The sequence below is a fragment of the Streptomyces sp. BF23-19 genome, assembly GCF_041106355.1.
GTDB lineage: Bacteria > Actinomycetota > Actinomycetes > Streptomycetales > Streptomycetaceae > Streptomyces > Streptomyces virginiae_A.
On the sequence record NZ_JBGBPT010000051.1, the window covers coordinates 1 to 17,043 of the forward strand.

Here is a 17,043-nt window from a genome sequence, read left to right on the forward strand (position 1 = left end):
TGGGCGCCGCGCGGGGCGACCGGGGCCCTGCCGGGGGCCTCGAGCCGGCCCCGCACGCCCCGCCCGCCCCGCGAGGGCTACGCGGCCTGGACCTCGCGTTCCTGCTGCTTGGGCACGGACGTCATGTGGGTGTGCGTGCAGGTGCGCGCCGGCTTGGGCCGGCGACGGCTGGCGAAGAGCCGGGGCAGGGCCACCGTGACGAAGCCCTCTGCCTGCATCACCGCGAAGCCGATGCGGGGCAGGTCCCGGGTGGTGCGGTAGACCATGAAGCGCGGCTCCCAGCGGGGGCGGAACTTCTCGTTGAACTTGTAGAGCGACTCGATCTGGAACCAGCGGGAGAGGAAGACCAGCAGGCCGCGCCACATCCGCAGGACCGGGCCGGCGCCGATCTTCTCGCCGCGGGCCAGGGCCGCGCGGAACATCGCGAAGTTCAGCGAGACCTTCTCGATCTTCAGGTCGGGGGCGGCCTGGAGGGAGGCGACGATCAGCAGCTCGTTCATGCCGGGGTCGGCGGCGCGGTCGCGGCGCATCAGCTCCAGCGACATGCCGTCCTTGCCCCACGGGACGAAGTGCAGGACGGCCTTCAGGTCGCCGAAGGGGCTGGTGTCGCCCTCCTCCACGCGGTGCGCGGTGGCGATGAAGCAGTCGCCGTCGCCCTCCTCGCCGACCCGGCCCAGGGCCATCGAGAAGCCGCGCTCGGTGTCGGTGCCGCGCCAGGCCTCGGCCGCGCCGCGGACCCGCTCCAGTTCCTCCTCGGTCAGCTCGCTGACCCGGCGGACCTGGGTGGTGTAGCCGTTGCGTTCGATGCGCTTCACCATCTGGCGGACATTGCGCATGGGACGGCCCGCGAGGGAGAAGTCTTTGACATCGACAATCGCCTCGTCACCCAGCTCCAGGGCGTCCAGACCGGTCTCGCGGGTCCAGACCTCGCCACCGGTCTCGCTGCAGCCCACGACGGCCGGGGTCCAGGAGTGGGCCTTGGCCTCCTCCATGAAGCGCTCGATCGCGCCGGGCCAGGCCTCGACGTCGCCGATGGGGTCGCCGGAGGCGAGCATCACGCCGGAGACGACGCGGTAGGTGACGGCGGCCTTGCCGCTGGGGGAGAAGACGACGGCCTTGTCGCGGCGCAGCGCGAAGTGGCCGAGCGAGTCGCGGCCGCCGTGCTTGGCGAGCAGCTCGCGCAGCTTGCCCTCGTCGTCGGCGGTGAGCCGGGCGGCCGGGTGCTCGGGGCGGAAGGCCAGGTAGATGGTGGTGAGGGCGGTCAGCATGCCGAGGGCGCCGAGGGAGTACCCGACGGTCCAGGACACCTGGCCCGCGTAGTCGACGGGGCCCTCGAAGCCGAAGAGGCCGTAGACGACGTGCGTGATCTGCTCGTACAGGCCCGGGTTGCCGACGACCCTGTTCGGGTGGACGTTGACGATGAGCAGGCCGAGTCCGATGGAGCCGGCGCTCATCACCACGAAGTTGGCGAGGGCCTTCCAGCGGCTGCGGGGGTCGGGCAGCGCCTTGAACTCACCCTGGTGGCGCAGCAGCAGCGCGAAGAGCACGGCCGCGATGATCACGCCGGGGATCGAGTGCCGGTAGAGGAACTGCGCCACGGCACCGGCCGGCAGCAGTACCACCGCCGCCCGCCAGGCCCGGCGCTTGCGGCGCTTGAGGCCGTGCGCGAGCAGCAGGAGCAGTACGCCCGCGCTGATGGCGAGGGCCGCTGCGAAGGGGCCGAACACCGGCAGCACCTCGGCGACCGCGTGGATCCGGCTGTGCCGGAAACGCGGGAACACCCCTGCCGCGATGTCCAGAAGGCCGACGATCATGACGGCCGTACCTACCAGGCCGGGCACCGACTCCGGCTGTGGACCTCGGAGGATTCGGCGGACCCTGCTCGGAACCTGTCCCGACTTATCGCCATCTATCCTGCTAGACATCGCTTCCCGTTGCTCCGCGAGAGATCATGTGGCCGAAGGCCGCGACAGCCTCCGGTGTGTGGTGCGTCCCTTAGGACGACATCGACGAGGAGCGGGTTCACTCTTTCGTCGGAAAAAAACAGTCCTGCCACCAGAAAGTCGACTTACTGCTCATGGGTCTCACCAGTAATACGGTTCTGGCGCTGGCCATCATCGCCGGTGTGCTGCTCTTCGCGGCCACGGTCTGGTTCTGGCCGAAGCTCTCGAACCGCACCTGGCGCGCGTTCGCCGGCCGTATCGGGCTGCTGCTGGCGACCCAGCTGGCGCTGTTCTCGGCTGTGGGGCTCGCGGCTAACAAGTCGTTCCTCTTCTACGGTTCCTGGGCCGACCTGCTCGGTCAGGAGACGTCCATGGGCAAGGTCGTCGACCACTCGATGAGCAGCAAGGACATCAAGGTCGTCGACAAGCAGAAGCTGGACGTACCCGGTGGCGCCAAGCCCCAGGTCGGTGGTCAGATCCTGAAGGTTGCCATAACCGGGCAGAAGTCGAAGATAACGAGCCCCGGCTACGTCTGGCTCCCGCCGGAGTACTTCCAGCCCCAGCACAAGGACCGCAACTTCCCCGCGTCCATCGTCCTGACGGGCTACCCGGGCACCGCCGAGAACCTGATCAAAGGGCTCGACTACCCGATGAAGGCCTTCAGCCTGTCCAAGTCGGGCAAGATGAAGCCGATGATCCTGGTCATGCTGCGCCCGACCGTGGCGCCGCCGCGGGACACCGAGTGCGTCGATATACCCGGCGGCCCGCAGACCGAGACCTTCTTCGGCGAGGACCTCCCGCAGGCCATCACGGACACCTTCCGGGTCGGCAAGAAGCCCCAGAACATGGGCTTCATCGGCAATTCCACGGGCGGTTACTGCGCTCTGAAGATCGCCGCGCACTACCCGCAGACCTTCGGCGCCGCCGCTGGTCTGTCCGCGTACTACGAGGCCCCGGACGACCCGACGACCGGTGACCTGTTCCACGGGGACGAGAAGTTGAAGAAGCGTGCGGACGTGCTGCACAGCATCGAGCGCAAGAAGCCGACCGGTACGTCCTTCCTCGTGACCAGCAGCGAGAAGGGCGAGCCGAACCTCGCCGACACCAAGAAGTTCATCAAGAAGGTGCAGGGCCCGGACCGGGTCTCCTCCATCATCCTCGACAGCGGTGGCCACAACTTCAACACGTGGCGACGTGAGATCCCGCCGATGCTGATGTGGATGAGCGGCCGCATCGAGGCCTGACCGCCCACGCCTACATCCGGCGCCGACGTACCCGTGACCGGCCCTACGGGGCCGGTCACAGTCGTTCCAGGGCCAAGGGGTGTCCTGCCCGATGCCGTCGCTGCGGCGGAGCCTGTTCGAACGGTTGCTCAGGGTCAGCGAGGCGTGAGGAGGCAGAACTCGTTGCCTTCCGGGTCGGCCAGAACCGTCCAGTGGATCGCGGACCGATCGAGATCAGGGTCGGTGGCGCCGAGGGCGCGCAGTCGGGCCGCCTCCGCGGCCAGGTCGTCACCGGGGTAGGGGCAGACGTCGAGGTGGACACGGTTCCACACGCTCTTGGTGTCGGGAGTGCGGAGGAACTCCAGGTAGGGCCCGACGCCTTTGGCGGAGCGCATGGTCGCCCGGTCGTCGGTGACCTCGTGCAGCGTCCAGTCCATCGCCTCGTCCCAGAACCGGACCATCCCTCGTGGGTCGGCGCAGTCGACCACCACCGCCGCGATCGGCCCGGTGTCCTGGTAGATCGGACGGGGCTCCAGGACGCAGAACTCGTTGCCTTCCGGGTCGGCCATGACCGTCCAGGGGACGTCGCCCTGCCCCACGTCGGCGAGCGTCGCGCCGAGATCCTTCAAGCGCGCGACCAACTCCGCTTGATGGGCGGTCGAGGTGGTGGCCAGATCGAGGTGCACGCGGTTCTTGACCGTTTTGGGTTCCGGGCGGGCGATGATGTCGATGCAAACGGCCACGGGGTCGGGGTAGGCGAAGTCCACGGGTTCGAGGTTGGTCACGCCGGGTCCCTCGCTGTCGATACCCCAACCGAGTGCCTCCGCCCAGAACCGGCCGAGCGCGGTGTCGTCATGGGCCTTCATGTTGATCTGCACGAGTCGTGTTGCCATGCCGAAGATCCTAGAAGTGTCGGGGCTCGCCTTCGCTGGTGCGGGTTCGAACAGGCTCCGCCGAAGCAACGGCATGGGGTGTCTTGCCCCTCAGGCCTCCTGCAGTTGGGCCCGGCGCAGCGCCCGGTGGACCCCCTCCGGGGTCAGTACGCCGACCAGCGCGCCGGACCGCGGGTCCGTGACCCCGATCCGCCCCGAGTCCTCCTGCAGCAGGGCGGCGAGGGCCTCGCGCAGCGTCGCGCCCAGCGCCACCGAGGCCGTCGGGGCCTTCCCGTCCGCCTCCGCCAGGTCGGCCGCCTCGACCGGGGTGACCGCGAGCCGCTTGAGCCCCCGGTCGGCGCCGACGAAGGAGGCCACGTACTCGGTGGCGGGCGCCCCGAGGACCGCCGCCGGGTGGGCGAACTGCTCGATGGTGCCCGTGCCGTAGACGGCGATGCGGTCACCGAGCCGGATCGCCTCCTCCAGGTCGTGGGTGACCAGCAGGATCGTCTTGCGCACCGTCTTCTGCAGGGCCAGGAACTCGTTCTGCAGCCGCTCGCGCACCACCGGGTCCACCGCGCCGAAGGGCTCGTCCATCAGCAGCACCGGCGGATCGGCGGCGAGCGCGCGGGCCACGCCGACGCGCTGGCGCTGCCCGCCGGACAGCTGCTCCGGGTACCGGCCCCCGTACACGGCCGGGTCCAGCCCGACCAGTTCGAGCAGTTCGGCCGCCCGGGCGCGGGCCTTCGCCTTGGGGGTGCCGATCAGCTGCGGCACGGTCGCCGTGTTCTCCAGCACCGTCTTGTGCGGGAACAGCCCGACCTGCTGGATGACGTACCCGATCCGGCGGCGCAGCTCGACCGGATCGGCGGCCGCTATGTCCTCGCCGTTCAGCAGGATCCGGCCGGAGGTCGGGTCTATCAGCCGGTTGACCATCTTCATCGTGGTCGTCTTGCCGCAGCCGGACGGTCCCACGAGCGTGACCAGCTCCCCTTCCGCCACCTCGAAGGACAGGTCCTCGACGGCTGTGGTCCCGTCGGGGTAGCGCTTGGTCACATGCTCGAATCGGATCACAAGCCCATCTTTCCGCACGTCGGCCGCTGATTTGTGAAGGGCGTGTTGCCCCGGTGCGAAGGATTCCGGCCATTGAGGGTGGTGGGGGTTAGGGTCGCTGTAACGGGTGAGCGTGAAGACGTACGTTCGAATGACGGGGGGTGAGGGGCGTGGCGGCACCGAACTGCCTGGTGGCGAACGACTGGATCTGCTGGGACTACGTCACCTCCCGCTCCCAGGAACTGACCGACGCCACCCTCGAACACATCTGGCTCACGGGCGTGTCGGTCCTGATCGGCATCGCCGTGTCCGTGCCGCTCGCCCTGCTGGCCCGCCGCGGTCGCCGCTGGGCGGCGCCCGTCCTGGGCCTGACCACCCTCCTCTACACGATCCCCTCGCTCGCCATGTTCTCCCTGCTGCTGCCCGTCTTCGGACTCTCGGCGGCCCTGGTGGTGACCGGGCTGGTGCTGTACTCGCTGACGATCCTGGTCCGCAACGTCCTGGCCGGCCTGGAGGCCGTCCCCGAGGACGTACGGGAGGCCGCGCGCGGCATGGGGTACGGCCCGGGGCGACTGCTGTGGCAGGTCGAACTGCCGCTCGCGCTGCCCGCGCTCCTCGCCGGCGTACGGATCGCCACCGTCTCGACGGTGGCGCTGACCACGGTCGGCTCCATCGTCGGCAAGGGCGGCCTCGGCAACCTCATCGCCCCGGCCGTGAACAGCTCCTTCAAGGCCCAGGTGCTCACCGCCTCGGTGCTGTGCGTGCTGCTCGCGCTCGTGGCCGACCTGCTGCTGCTCGGCGTACAGCGGCTGCTCACCCCGTGGACCCGGGCCGGTGCCGGGGGCCGGTCCGTGGCCCGGGAGACGACTTCCTCCCCGGCTCCGGAGTCGGGGTCGGCCTCGGAGCCGACTTCGGCCCCGGCTCCGGCGAAGGGGGCCTGAGACCGTGGGAGGCGTCATCGGAGGGGCCTGGGACTGGCTGGCGAACGGCGCCAACTGGTCGGGGGAGAGCGGTGTCTGGCACCGGCTCGGCGAGCACGTCTACGTCAGCGCGGTCGCGCTCGCGATCGCCTGCGCGGTGGCACTGCCGATCGGCCTGTTCCTCGGCCACCTCGGCAAGGGCGGCACCCTCGCGATCAACATCTCCAACATCGGCCGGGCCGTCCCCGTCTTCGCGGTGCTGGCCCTGTTCATGGTCTCCCCGCTGCGCAACGCCGGCTACCTGCCCACCATCGCCGCGCTCGTGCTCTTCGCCGTCCCGCCGCTGCTGACCAACGCCTACGTCGGCATGCGCGAGGTGGACCGCTCGGTCGTGGAGGCCGCCCGCGGCATGGGCATGTCCGGGATCCAGCTCTTCCTGCGCGTCGAACTTCCGCTCGCGCGCGCCATGGTGATGACCGGGCTGCGCTCGGGCGCCGTCCAGGTCATCGCCACGGCCACGATCGCCGCCATGGTCGGCCAGGGCGGCCTCGGCCGGATCATCACCGCCGGCTTCAACACGTACAACACCCCGCAGGTCGTCGCGGGCGCCCTGCTGGTGGCCGCGCTCGCCCTGCTGGTGGAGGGCGCGCTGGTGGCGGCGGACCGGCTGCTGCTGCCGCGGGCGGCGGCGTCCCGCTGATTCCTGTCCATCGCCTCGAACGGAGTACCTCCATGACCAAGACCACGCGCGTCCTCGGCGCGTCCCTGGGCACCCTGGCCCTGACGGTGTCGCTGGCCGCGTGCGGCGGCGACAGCCTGGAGAAGAGCAAGGACGGCGGCTCGGCCTCCGCCGACTCCTCCTCGGGCGCGGGCGGCGCCAAGGGCAGCCTGGTGATCGGCGCGGCCGGTTTCACCGAGTCGAACGTGCTGGCCGAGCTGTACGCGCAGATCCTCAAGGACGCGGGCTACAGCACCTCGGTCAAGACGGTCAACAATCGCGAGCTGTACGAGCCCTCGCTGGAGAAGGGCGAGATCGACGTCGTCCCGGAGTACGCGGCCACGCTCGCGGAGTTCCTCAACGCCAAGGTCAACGGCCCGAAGGCGCCCGAGGAGAAGCCGGTCGCCTCCAGCGACGTGGCGGCGACGGTGGCGGGCCTGGAGAAGCTCGCGGCCCCGCTCGGCCTGAAGGCGCTCGTCGCCGGTGAGGCGGTCGACCAGAACGCATTCGCCGTGACCAAGGAATTCGCCCAGAAGAACAACCTGAAGACGCTTTCCGATCTTGGTAAGTCCGGACTCGAGGTGAAGATCGCGGCGGGCGACGAATGCAACGTCCGGCCCTTCTGCGCACCGGGGTTGACAAAGACGTACGGAATTCAAGTTTCCGGTATCGACCCGAAGGGCGTCGGCACCCCGCAGGCCAAGCAGGCGGTCAAGGACGGCGCCGACCAGCTCGTGCTCACCACGACCACGGACGCCACCCTCGACAGCTTCGGCCTGGTCCTGCTGGAGGACGACAAGAAGCTCCAGAACGCCGACAACGTGCTGCCGGTGGTCAACGCCAAGGACGCCGGAACCCCGGAGGCCGCGGCCGCGCTCGACAAGCTGACCAAGGCGCTCACGACGGCCGATCTGGTCGATCTGAACCGCAAGGTGGACGCCGAGCGCGCCAAGCCTGCCGACGTCGCGAAGGCCTACCTGGAGTCCAAGGGCCTGCTGAAGAAGTAGCGCGCACGGGGTTGATGGAGAAAAGTGGCATAACTGCCCGGGAAGAGTTTGCCGGGCGGGTATCCCACTCGACCCCCATGCACTGTAAATTTCGGGCCATGCCCCGTGGACGCCACCGCAATCCCGAACCCCTGCACCGGCTGCTCACGCCGACGACCGTGGCCGGTGTATCCGTCGTCGGCGCCGGCGCGGCCTGGCTCCTGGCGGAACCGATGGCGCTGCGGCTCCTCGTGGCCGTCACGGCGGCCGCCGGGGTCGCCGGCGCCGTCGTCATGCGCGCCTGGGACCGCTCGGCGGGCCGCCGCGTCGCCGAACTCGCGCGCGAGCGGGTCAAGGACGAGTGGAAGACCGACGAGCGGATAGCCGAGCTCGAATCCGACCTCGAAGAGGCCCGGATGCTGCGGGCCCGGCTCGACGCCAAGCTGCGCGCCAAGCGGGTCGAGCTGGCGGGCCTGCGCGGCGAGCACGCGGCGCTGCTGCGGCGGTACGCGACCGCCGAGACCGAGCGCGCCAGCGCCCTGGAGGGCCGCCGACTGCTGGCCATCGAGGCCTCCGCGGCGCCGACCTCCGCGCAGAAGCAACTTCCGGCCGTCACCGAGGAGCGCACCTCGGCGGGCGCGCCCACCGCGGTCGGCTACGCCCGGGCCCAGTCGGCCCTGGAGGCGCTGGCCCGCAGGCGGCAGGAGGCCCGGGCGCTGCCCGCGGGGTCGTCGACCCCGGAGCCCGATCCCGGTTCCGGCCCCGGTCGTGGCCACGCCGCCGCCTCGCTCCCCGCGCGCCGCCCGGCGGCCGCGGTGGCCCCGTACGCGGCCCAGCGGCGTACGGCCTCGCGCGTCGAGGGCGGCTTCGACTTCTTCGGCACCAAGAACGCGGCGCAGGCCCGCGCGGTGATCGAGGCGGTGCAGAACGAGGACCTGGCCGACGTGGTCGGCGCGGAGGCCCTCGCGGTGCACAAGGCCGAGTCGGCCCAGGCCGTGGTCGAGCCGGAGTTCAAGCCGGCGACCGACGAGACCCGCGCGGTGGGCCAGGTCATCGACCTGACGGCCCACGACGAGACCGAGCCGATCGACGTGGCCCGGCTCCGCACCGCGATCTCCTAGCGGCGGCTCGGCGGAGGTGTGCCGGGCGCTGCCCGGACCCGCGCCTCAATCGCCGGCGAGGCTGGATGTGCGGGCCTGTCGGCGGTGGTCGGTGCGTGGTGCCGAGCCGAGGAGACCCTCGTGCGGGGCACCGACCCCCCCGCCGCCCGCAGGGCACCCCGCGCGGAGCTGTAAACCGGCGAGCACCCCGCAGGGGCACCGTCAGAACAGCGGGAGCTGCCCGGGGTGTTCGGACAGTACGAACCCGTCCAGGGTCGGCGCGGAGGCGCCGAGCACCACCCGGGCCCGGGATCCGGGGCAGGACACCAGGTCGCCGCGCCCCCGCCCGGTGGGCGGATCGTGGCGGGCGATCCGTCCGGCGGTGACGGCGCAGTCGCGGCCGCAGGAGGGGCAGGCCCGGCGGGGAGAGTGGGACATGCCGCCCAGTGTGCCCTGCCGCACCGACATCAGCTCTGCTGAGAGGCGAGCCAGGCCTCGTGCGCCCGCTGCACCCGGTCCCACAGCGCGGCCCGGTCCGCGGGCGTCAGGTCGTCGAGCTCCCGCCCGAAGACCGTGGCCATGACCTCGAAGAGCTCTTCCGCGGAGGCCAGTTCCCGCTTGTCGCGCCCGCCCCGCGGGTCGAGGGTCAGCAGGATCCTGCCGTGCAGGCGGTTCATGACCCCGGCGTTGCGTCGCAGCATGAAGAAGGACTGCAGGAAGGGGGAGTCCTCGGCGGTGGACAGCCGCAGGTGCTCGTCCTCGAAGTCGGCCATGGTCGCGGGGGCCGAGCGGAAGTTCATCGCCGGGAAGGGCGAGTCCTCGTTGAGGAAGGTCCAACCCGTGTCGGGCCCGTCCGCGCTCCCGAGCGGCCGCAGGCCGTACGGGAAGCCGCGCTCGTAGCGGCCCTCGCGCAGGGGCAGCGGCTCGGGCGGGCCGTCGCCCAGGCCGACGTCCACGAAGTAGGCCTCCCCGTCGATCCGTACGGTCAGGGTGAGGTGGTCGCCGCTCACGTCCTGGGAGTCCGTGTCCGCGCTCATGCCCCCGACGTGGCGGGCCACGTCGTACCCGAGGTGCTCCAGCAGCGCCGCGAAGGCGCCGTTGAGGTGGAAGCAGTAGCCGCCGCGCCCGGCGCCGATGCGGCGCACGGACAGCTCGGGGTCGATGCCCGGCGGCCGGCCCAGCTGGATCTCGGTGTTCTCGAACGGGATCCGCTCCAGATGGGCCCGCGTGAGCGCGAACAGCCCTTCGACGGAGGGGGATCCGGGCTCGGTGATGCCGATCCGCCCCAGGTACGCGGCGTATATGCCAGAGATGATCATGAACCTACACTAGATCGGACATCTCCCGGTGAGGGGCTATTTGTCGATGTCGCCGACCACGAAGAAGAGCGAGCCCAGGATCGCCACCATGTCGGCGACCAACTGCCCCGGCAGCAGCACCGCCAGCGCCTGGATGTTGTTGTACGAGGCGCTGCGCAGCTTCAGCCGGTAGGGGGTCTTCTCGCCCTTGGAGACGAGGTAGTAGCCGTTGATGCCGAGCGGGTTCTCGGTCCAGGCGTACGTGTGCCCCTCGGGCGCCTTCAGGACCTTGGGCAGGCGCTGGTTGATCGGCCCCGGCGGGAGGTCGTCCATCCGGTCCAGGCAGGCCACGGCGAGGTCGAGCGCGTTGTGGGTCTGGTCCAGCAGGACCTCGAAGCGGGCCAGGCAGTCGCCCTCGGTGCGGGTGACCACCTTCAGGACGTCCTGGAGCTCGCCGTAGGCCAGGTACGGCTCGTCGCGCCGCAGGTCGAAGTCGACGCCGGAGGCGCGGGCGATCGGGCCGGAGACCCCGTACGCGTGCACCGCCTCGGCGGACAGGACGCCGACCCCGCGCGTACGGGCGCGGAAGATCTCGTTCCCGTGGACCAGCTTGTCGTAGACGTCCATCCGGGTCCGGACGTCGGCGATCGCCGCACGGGCCCGGCCGAGCCAGCCGGCCGGGAGGTCCTCCTTGAGGCCGCCGACCCGGTTGAACATGTAGTGCATCCGGCCGCCGGAGATCTCCTCCATCACGGCCTGGAGCTCCTCGCGCTCGCGGAACGCGTGGAAGATCGGGGTGATTCCACCCAGTTCGAGGGGGTACGAGCCGAGGAACATCAGGTGGTTCAGCACCCGGTTCAGCTCGGCCAGCAGGGTCCGCATCCACACGGCCCGCTCGGGGACCTCCATGCCGAGCATCCGCTCGACGGCCATGACCACGCCCAGCTCGTTCGAGAACGCGGACAGCCAGTCGTGGCGGTTCGCGAGCATCACGATCTGCCGGTAGTCGCGGGCCTCGAAGAGTTTTTCCGCACCGCGGTGCATGTAGCCGACCACCGGTTCGGCACTGACGATCCGCTCGCCGTCCAGGACGAGGCGCAGGCGCAGCACGCCGTGCGTGGAAGGGTGCTGGGGGCCGATGTTGAGCACCATGTCGGTGCTCTCCGCCGCTCCGCCGATACCGACCGTGGTCTCCGTCATGCGGGCATTGTCTCAGCCCTAGGGTGGGCGCATGGAAACGGGGACAATGGGTGAGACGGACGGCCCCGCGTGGGTCGGGCTGCCCGGCGGGCTGCTCACACTGCGGCGGACGCTGCTGCTGATATGGACGGTGCTGCTCGCCGTCGTGACCGCCGTCGTACCGGGGCTGACGCTCGGCCCGGCATGGGCGGCCCTCGGGGCGATCTGGCTCGTGGTCCTGGCCTGGGGCTGGGTGCTCCTCGGCCGGAACTGGCGGTCCTGGCGCTACGCCGAACGCGCGGACGACCTGCTGATCAGCCGGGGCGTGCTGTGGCGGGAGGAGACCGTGGTGCCGTACGGGCGGATGCAACTGGTCGAGGTCACCTCCGGCCCGCTGGAGCGCCGCTTCGGCCTGGCCTCCGTACAACTGCACACGGCCGCGGCGGCCAGCGACGCCAAGATCCCCGGGCTGGCGCCGGCCGAGGCGGAGCGGCTGCGCGACCGGCTCACCGCCCTCGGCGAGGCAAGGTCGGCGGGCCTGTGAGCCCCGCTCCGGCCGACGGCGCCGACGAACCCGTCGTCGAACCCGCCGCCGAACCCGCGGCGGGCGATCCCACCCCGGGCGATCCCACCGTGAGCCGGCCCGCCGTGGAGCGCCGGCTGCACCCCTTCACCCCGCTGCGCCGCGCCTGGGTGCCGATCGCCGCGACCGTCGGCGTGCTCGCCCAGCAGGGCGACCAGGCCACGAGATGGGTGGCCGACCTGCCCGCTCTCCTGCGGGTGGCCTCGGTGGCCGGCCTGATCATGGTCTTCGGCGCCTACGGATTCCTCAGCTGGTGGTTCACCCACTACGCCATCACCGACACCGAACTGCGCATCCGCAGCGGGCTCTTCTTCCGGCGCACCGCGCACATCCGCCTCGACCGGCTCCAGGCCGTGGACGTCACCCGCCCCCTCCTGGCCCGGCTGACCGGCGTCGCGAGCCTGCGGCTCGACGTCATCGGCACCGAGGACAAGGACCAGCTGGCCTTCCTCGGCGAGAAGGAGGCCGTCGCCCTGCGCGCCGAGCTCCTGGCCCGCGCGGCCGGCTTCGCCCCCGAGGAAGCGGTGAGCCTGGGCGAGGCTCCCGAACGCGAACTGCTGCGCGTGACCCCGCGCGAGATCGTCGTGTCGCTGCTGCTCAACCTCGGCGTCTGGGCCCTGCTGGTCCCCGGGCTGACCGTGCCGGCCGTCGTGTGGTGGCTCAGCTCCAGCCCCTGGGCCGCCCTCGTCGCCGTGCTCCCGATGCTCGGCGCCGTCTGGGCGGGCACCGCGGGCCGTTTCCTCACCGAGTACGACTGGCGGGTCGCCGAGTCCCCCGACGGGCTGCGCCTGGACCACGGACTGCTGGACCGGGCCCACGAGACCGTGCCGCCGGGCCGTGTGCAGTGCGTACGGATCGTGGAGCCGCTGCTGTGGCGCCGGCGCGGCCTGGTCCGGGTGGAGCTGAAGGTGGCGGGCTCGAACAACACGGTGCTGATCCCCGTGGCCGCGAAGGACGCCGCCTTCGCCATGATCGCCCGGGTGCTGCCCGGCGTGGACCTGGCGGCCCTGTCCTTCTCGGGCTCCCCGCGGACCGGATCCCGCTGGGTGGTCCCGGTGTGGTGGAAGGGCTACGCGCTGGCGCTCTCCCCGGAGGTGTTCGCCGCCCGGCACGGCCGCCTGTGCCTGCGTACGGACGTCGTCCCGCACGCCAAGGTGCAGAGCGTCCGCTTCACGCAGGGCCCGTGGGCCCGCGCCCGCGGGGTCGCCGACGTCCACGTGGACACCGGCGCGAACTGCACGGTCACGGCCCGGCTCCGTCCGGAGCCGGAGGCCGCGACCCTGCTGCACGCCCAGGCCGCCCGCTCCCGCACCTCCCGGGCCTCGGCCCGACCGGACCGCTGGATGACGGCACCGGACCCGGCGGCGGAGCCAGGGACGTAGCGGGTGGAGGGGGCGGGGCCGAGCGGCGGGCGGGGGCGGAGACGGCCTAGCCGGCTCCGCCGCCCGCGCGGACCAGGCCCGTCTCGTACGCCAGGACCACGACCTGGACCCGGTCGCGCAGCCCCAGCTTGGTCAGGATCCGGCCCACATGGGTCTTCACCGTCGCCTCCGACAGGACCAGCCGGGCCGCGATCTCACCGTTCGACAGACCCTGCGCGACCAGCAGCATGACCTCGCGCTCGCGCTCCGTGAGCCGCTCGATCTCCTTGTTCCGCGGCTCCTGCGTGGTCGTCGGCAGCATCGGCGCGAAGCGGTCCAGCAGGCGCCGCGTCGTGGACGGGGCCACCACCGCGTCCCCGCTGTGCACCGAGCGGATGGCCGCGAGCAGCTCGCCCGGCGGGACGTCCTTCAGCATGAACCCGCTCGCGCCCGCCTTCAGGCCCGAGAAGGCGTACTCGTCCAGGTCGAAGGTGGTCAGGATGATCACCTTCGGGTGCTCCTCCGGCTCGCAGATCCGCCGCGTCGCCTCCACCCCGTCCAGCCTGGGCATGCGGACGTCCATCAGCACCACGTCCACCTTCGTGGCCCGCAGCACCTCCAGCGCCTCCAGGCCGTCGCCCGCTTCGGCGACGACCTCCATGTCCGGCTGGGCGGCGAGCACCATACGGAAACCGGTGCGCAGCAGCACCTGGTCGTCGACCAGCATCACGCGGATGGACATCAGTTACCTCGTCCTCGTCATCTCTTCTTCAGGGGAAGCAGTGCGCTGATCCGGAATCCGCCACCGGGCCGAGGCCCCGCGTCCAGGGTTCCGCCGACCATACCGATCCGCTCGCGCATGCCGATCAGCCCGTGCCCGGCGCCGTCCGCGCCGCCGTCCTCGTACAGCTCGTGGGCCGCGCCCCGGCCGTCGTCCTCGACCAGCAGGCCGAGCCCGTCGTCGAAGTAGACCAGCCGGACGCCGGCTTTGGCGTCGGGGCCGCCGTGCTTGCGGGTGTTGGTCAGCGCTTCCTGCACGATCCGGTACGCCGTCAGCTCGACCCCGCTGGGCAGCGGGCGCGGCGTGCCCTCCACCTCGAATTCCACCGCGAGCCCTGCCGCCCGTACCTGCTCGACCAGGACCTCGATCTGCTCGACGTCCGGCTGCGGCACGTAGTCCTCGGACTCCTGGGGTTCGCCGGTGCGCAGGACGCCCAGCAGCCGCCGCATCTCGGCCAGCGCCTGGCGCCCGGTGCCGGAGATGGTCTGGAGGGCTTCCTTGGCCTGCTCGGGAGCCGCGTCCATGACGTACGCGGCGCCGTCCGCCTGGACCACCATCACCGAGACGTTGTGCGCGACGACGTCGTGCAGCTCGCGGGCGATCCGGGCGCGCTCGGCGGCCACGGCCACCTTGGCCTGGGCCTCGCGCTGGTTCTCCAGGCGCTGGTTCCGCTCGACGAGCTGGGCGTAGTAGGCCCGGCGGGTGCGCAGGGAGTCGCCCAGCACCCAGGCGAGGACGAACGGGACGATGGCGAAGAGCATGAAGAGGATGTCGTCGCGGAAGTCGCCCTTGTCCACCTGGAAGCGCAGGGCGTACAGGGGGGAGGCGAGGAATCCGATGGCGAGCGCGGTACGGGAGAGCCGGCGCGAGACCTCGGCCGAGGCGGCGACCGTGTACAGGATGATCAGCATCGCGAGGTCGGCGTTGTTCACCTCGGTATGGGTGATCAGTTTGTAGACGCCCGTGCCGACGGCGAGCCAGAACATCGCCTGCGTCCACTTGCGGCGCAGGGCCACCACGAGGCTCATCGCGACCACCGCGGGGACGGCGAGCATCCGTGCGGTGACGCTGCTGAAACTGTCGTCGGCGACCTGCAGCATCCCGATCCCGAAGAGGAAGACAGCCCAGAAGCTGTCGACGCCCGTCGGGTGTCTGCGGAGGAAGTCGTAGAGGCGCTGCACGTAACCCAGAGTAGGGAACGCAGATAGGTGCTGGAGTCAACCAGAGGTGCGAACCTGACGCCTGGCGCGTACTCCCCTAGGTGGACGGATGCATAACCTTTGTCCGGTGAGCTCTCAGGGTGAAGGCGTGACCGCGGTCCGGTGGCGCGATGCGATGGAGGCCGCGCTGTACGGGCCCGACGGCTTCTACGTGCGCCCCGGCGGGCCGGGACCCGCCGGACACTTCCGTACCTCCGTGCACGCCTCCGCGCTGTACGCCGCGGCCGTGGCCCGGCTGCTGCGGTGGGTGGACGCCGAGCTCGGGCACCCGGCGGCGCTGGACCTGGTCGACGTCGGGGCCGGGCGGGGGGAGCTGCTGGCCGGGGTGCTCGCCGCGCTGGAACCGGGGACGGCCGCGCGGGTGCGTCCGTACGCCGTGGAACGGGCGGAGCGGCCGGCCGGGCTCGACCGGCGGATCCACTGGGTCGCGGCTCCGCCCGAAGGGACGACCGGGCTGCTGTTCGCCAATGAATGGCTGGACAACGTGCCGCTGGAGATCGCCGAGGACGGGCACTACGTACTGGTCGCCCCGGACGGTACGGAGAGCCTGGGCGACCCCCTGGACGGCGCGGACCGGGCCTGGCTGGAGCGGTGGTGGCCGGGCGGTGGCCGCGCCGAGATCGGCCGGGCCCGCGACGAGGCCTGGGCGGCCGCCGCCGGGACCCTGGAACGGGGCCTGGCGGTGGCGGTGGACTACGCCCACACCCGGGGCGCGCGGCCCCCGTACGGCACCCTGACGGGGTTCCGCGGCGGCCGGGAGGTCCCGCCGGTCCCGGACGGCTCCTGCGATGTCACCGCCCACGTGGCCCTGGACTCCTGCGCGGGGCCGGGGTCGCTCCTGCTGACCCAGCGCGAGGCCCTGGCGGCGCTCGGCGTCTCGGGCGCCCGGCCCCCACTGGCCCTGGCCGGGTCGGACCCGGTGGCCTACGTACGGGCCCTGTCGGCGGCCGGTGAGGCGGCGGAGCTCACGGACCGCGCCGGGCTGGGCGCCTTCGGCTGGCTGGTCCAGCCGCTCGGCGTCCCGGCCCCGGCCTGGCCGGGCGTCGCGGCGGCGTGACGTCAACCCGGCAGGCTGAGGCCGAGTTCGAACATCCCGCCGGGTCTAGAACTCCTCCGGGTGCAGTGGCGGGGCGATCCTGAAGCAGGCGGACTGCATGTCGTCGATGGTCACCACCGGCTCGGCGAAGAGTTCGAAGTTCCTGTGCCGGATGAATCGGTCCGGGAACTTCACGGACCGGAACGACGCCTGGTTCGGGTCGATTTCGGCCGCTTCGATGATGTAGGTCGATTCCTCGATGACCTCCGCCTTGACCTGGGGGTCGATGATCCCGGTGAAGAACTTGCTGTGGATGCGGAAGTCGTCGAACGTCGCGATGCGCAGACAGAACCCGGGCGGAGCAACTGCGCGTACCAGCATTCCTGTTCCGCCGAAGGTCACCAGACTGGGCCCGGTCCACTGGAACGTGGCGTCACGGCGGTCCTGTTCGGTTTCGATCTTGGCGATGTCGGCAAGGCCGCTGTGATCGATGATGAAAAAATCGGGCAAGTTGTTCGAGAACAGTGAAAGTTTGAGAACGGCCATGATGTCCGTCCTTCCGTGATGCGTGCATCTGGGCGAGTGTCCGAGTGATGAACCACTCGATGCGACATCAACCACCCCATGTGTGGGGACGGGCGTGGGAGCCGAGAAGGCCGTCACGCTACTGCGTCCATGCGGGTGAGAGCACTATGTCCATCATGCGCCGACGAGGGCGTGGATGCCAGCATTCACCACGGTTACGCGTTCAACCACACGACGGTGTCGGG

Annotated in this window: 17 protein-coding genes; 8 read left to right on the plus strand and 9 right to left on the minus strand. The window is 71.1% G+C overall.

The genetic code is table 11. The features are described from left to right. Window positions 1-77 precede the first annotated feature (77 nt). Entirely contained in the window at window positions 78-1,925 is a 1,848-nt protein-coding gene (locus AB8A24_RS26245; protein WP_328962245.1) for a phosphatidylglycerol lysyltransferase domain-containing protein, read from the minus strand. A 152-nt stretch (window positions 1,926-2,077) separates the two neighbouring features. Between AB8A24_RS26245 and AB8A24_RS26250 the strand changes: the two genes are divergently transcribed. Then, window positions 2,078-3,187, plus strand: coding sequence for an esterase family protein (locus tag AB8A24_RS26250; RefSeq protein ID WP_266382103.1), 1,110 nt, complete (start codon window positions 2,078-2,080; stop codon window positions 3,185-3,187). Between the two features lie 134 nt (window positions 3,188-3,321). On the opposite strand, the gene AB8A24_RS26255 is transcribed toward AB8A24_RS26250, so the two are convergent. After that, window positions 3,322-4,059 carry a VOC family protein gene (locus AB8A24_RS26255; RefSeq protein ID WP_369477806.1) on the minus strand — a complete coding sequence of 246 codons (738 nt, stop codon included), beginning with the start codon at window positions 4,057-4,059 and terminating at the stop codon, window positions 3,322-3,324. A gap of 90 nt (window positions 4,060-4,149) precedes the next feature. After that, complete coding sequence (locus tag AB8A24_RS26260; RefSeq protein WP_369477807.1) at window positions 4,150-5,112, minus strand: ABC transporter ATP-binding protein; 963 nt, start codon at window positions 5,110-5,112, stop codon at window positions 4,150-4,152. 149 nt (window positions 5,113-5,261) lie between these two features. Here AB8A24_RS26260 and AB8A24_RS26265 point away from each other — a divergent pair, with 149 nt between their 5' ends. The 4 genes from AB8A24_RS26265 to AB8A24_RS26280 all read left to right on the plus strand — a co-directional run bounded on the left by AB8A24_RS26265 (window position 5,262) and on the right by AB8A24_RS26280 (window position 8,836). Further along, the gene (locus AB8A24_RS26265; RefSeq protein WP_328962242.1) at window positions 5,262-6,032 is read left to right on the plus strand and encodes an ABC transporter permease; all 771 of its coding nucleotides are present in this window, start codon (window positions 5,262-5,264) and stop codon (window positions 6,030-6,032) included. A gap of 4 nt (window positions 6,033-6,036) precedes the next feature. Next, a complete protein-coding gene (locus AB8A24_RS26270; RefSeq protein ID WP_030726988.1) occupies window positions 6,037-6,711 on the plus strand; it encodes an ABC transporter permease in 675 nt (224 codons plus the stop codon). A 32-nt stretch (window positions 6,712-6,743) separates the two neighbouring features. Further along, the gene (locus tag AB8A24_RS26275; protein ID WP_369477808.1) at window positions 6,744-7,736 is read left to right on the plus strand and encodes an ABC transporter substrate-binding protein; all 993 of its coding nucleotides are present in this window, start codon (window positions 6,744-6,746) and stop codon (window positions 7,734-7,736) included. Window positions 7,737-7,834: 98 nt separating this feature from the next. Further along, window positions 7,835-8,836 (plus strand): hypothetical protein, encoded by a 1,002-nt coding sequence (locus AB8A24_RS26280; RefSeq protein ID WP_328962240.1) that lies wholly within the window; start codon window positions 7,835-7,837, stop codon window positions 8,834-8,836. 201 nt (window positions 8,837-9,037) lie between these two features. Here the strand turns inward: AB8A24_RS26280 and AB8A24_RS26285 are convergent, their stop codons facing one another. From AB8A24_RS26285 to AB8A24_RS26295, 3 genes are read right to left on the minus strand one after another with little or no spacing between them, the layout of a single operon-like run. Next, entirely contained in the window at window positions 9,038-9,253 is a 216-nt protein-coding gene (locus tag AB8A24_RS26285; protein WP_369477809.1) for a hypothetical protein, read from the minus strand. A gap of 29 nt (window positions 9,254-9,282) precedes the next feature. Beyond that, window positions 9,283-10,134 carry an arylamine N-acetyltransferase gene (locus AB8A24_RS26290; RefSeq protein ID WP_328962239.1) on the minus strand — a complete coding sequence of 284 codons (852 nt, stop codon included), beginning with the start codon at window positions 10,132-10,134 and terminating at the stop codon, window positions 9,283-9,285. A gap of 36 nt (window positions 10,135-10,170) precedes the next feature. Further along, entirely contained in the window at window positions 10,171-11,313 is a 1,143-nt protein-coding gene (locus tag AB8A24_RS26295) for an NADH-quinone oxidoreductase subunit D (RefSeq protein WP_328962238.1), read from the minus strand. A gap of 31 nt (window positions 11,314-11,344) precedes the next feature. On the opposite strand from AB8A24_RS26295, the gene AB8A24_RS26300 reads away from it, so the two are divergent. After that, the gene (locus AB8A24_RS26300; protein WP_266483249.1) at window positions 11,345-11,836 is read left to right on the plus strand and encodes a PH domain-containing protein; all 492 of its coding nucleotides are present in this window, start codon (window positions 11,345-11,347) and stop codon (window positions 11,834-11,836) included. 89 nt (window positions 11,837-11,925) lie between these two features. Then, on the plus strand, window positions 11,926-13,257 hold the full coding sequence (locus tag AB8A24_RS26305) for a PH domain-containing protein (RefSeq protein WP_369477821.1): 1,332 nt from the start codon (window positions 11,926-11,928) through the stop codon (window positions 13,255-13,257). 46 nt (window positions 13,258-13,303) lie between these two features. On the opposite strand, the gene AB8A24_RS26310 is transcribed toward AB8A24_RS26305, so the two are convergent. Both AB8A24_RS26310 and AB8A24_RS26315 read right to left on the minus strand, forming a co-directional pair. After that, entirely contained in the window at window positions 13,304-13,978 is a 675-nt protein-coding gene (locus AB8A24_RS26310; protein WP_266382077.1) for a response regulator transcription factor, read from the minus strand. Window positions 13,979-13,995: 17 nt separating this feature from the next. Beyond that, entirely contained in the window at window positions 13,996-15,198 is a 1,203-nt protein-coding gene (locus tag AB8A24_RS26315; protein WP_328962237.1) for a sensor histidine kinase, read from the minus strand. A gap of 88 nt (window positions 15,199-15,286) precedes the next feature. Here AB8A24_RS26315 and AB8A24_RS26320 point away from each other — a divergent pair, with 88 nt between their 5' ends. Then, window positions 15,287-16,294, plus strand: coding sequence for an SAM-dependent methyltransferase (locus AB8A24_RS26320; protein WP_369477810.1), 1,008 nt, complete (start codon window positions 15,287-15,289; stop codon window positions 16,292-16,294). Between the two features lie 45 nt (window positions 16,295-16,339). Here the strand turns inward: AB8A24_RS26320 and AB8A24_RS26325 are convergent, their stop codons facing one another. Beyond that, entirely contained in the window at window positions 16,340-16,819 is a 480-nt protein-coding gene (locus AB8A24_RS26325) for an AbfB domain-containing protein (protein WP_328962235.1), read from the minus strand. Window positions 16,820-17,043 lie beyond the last annotated feature (224 nt).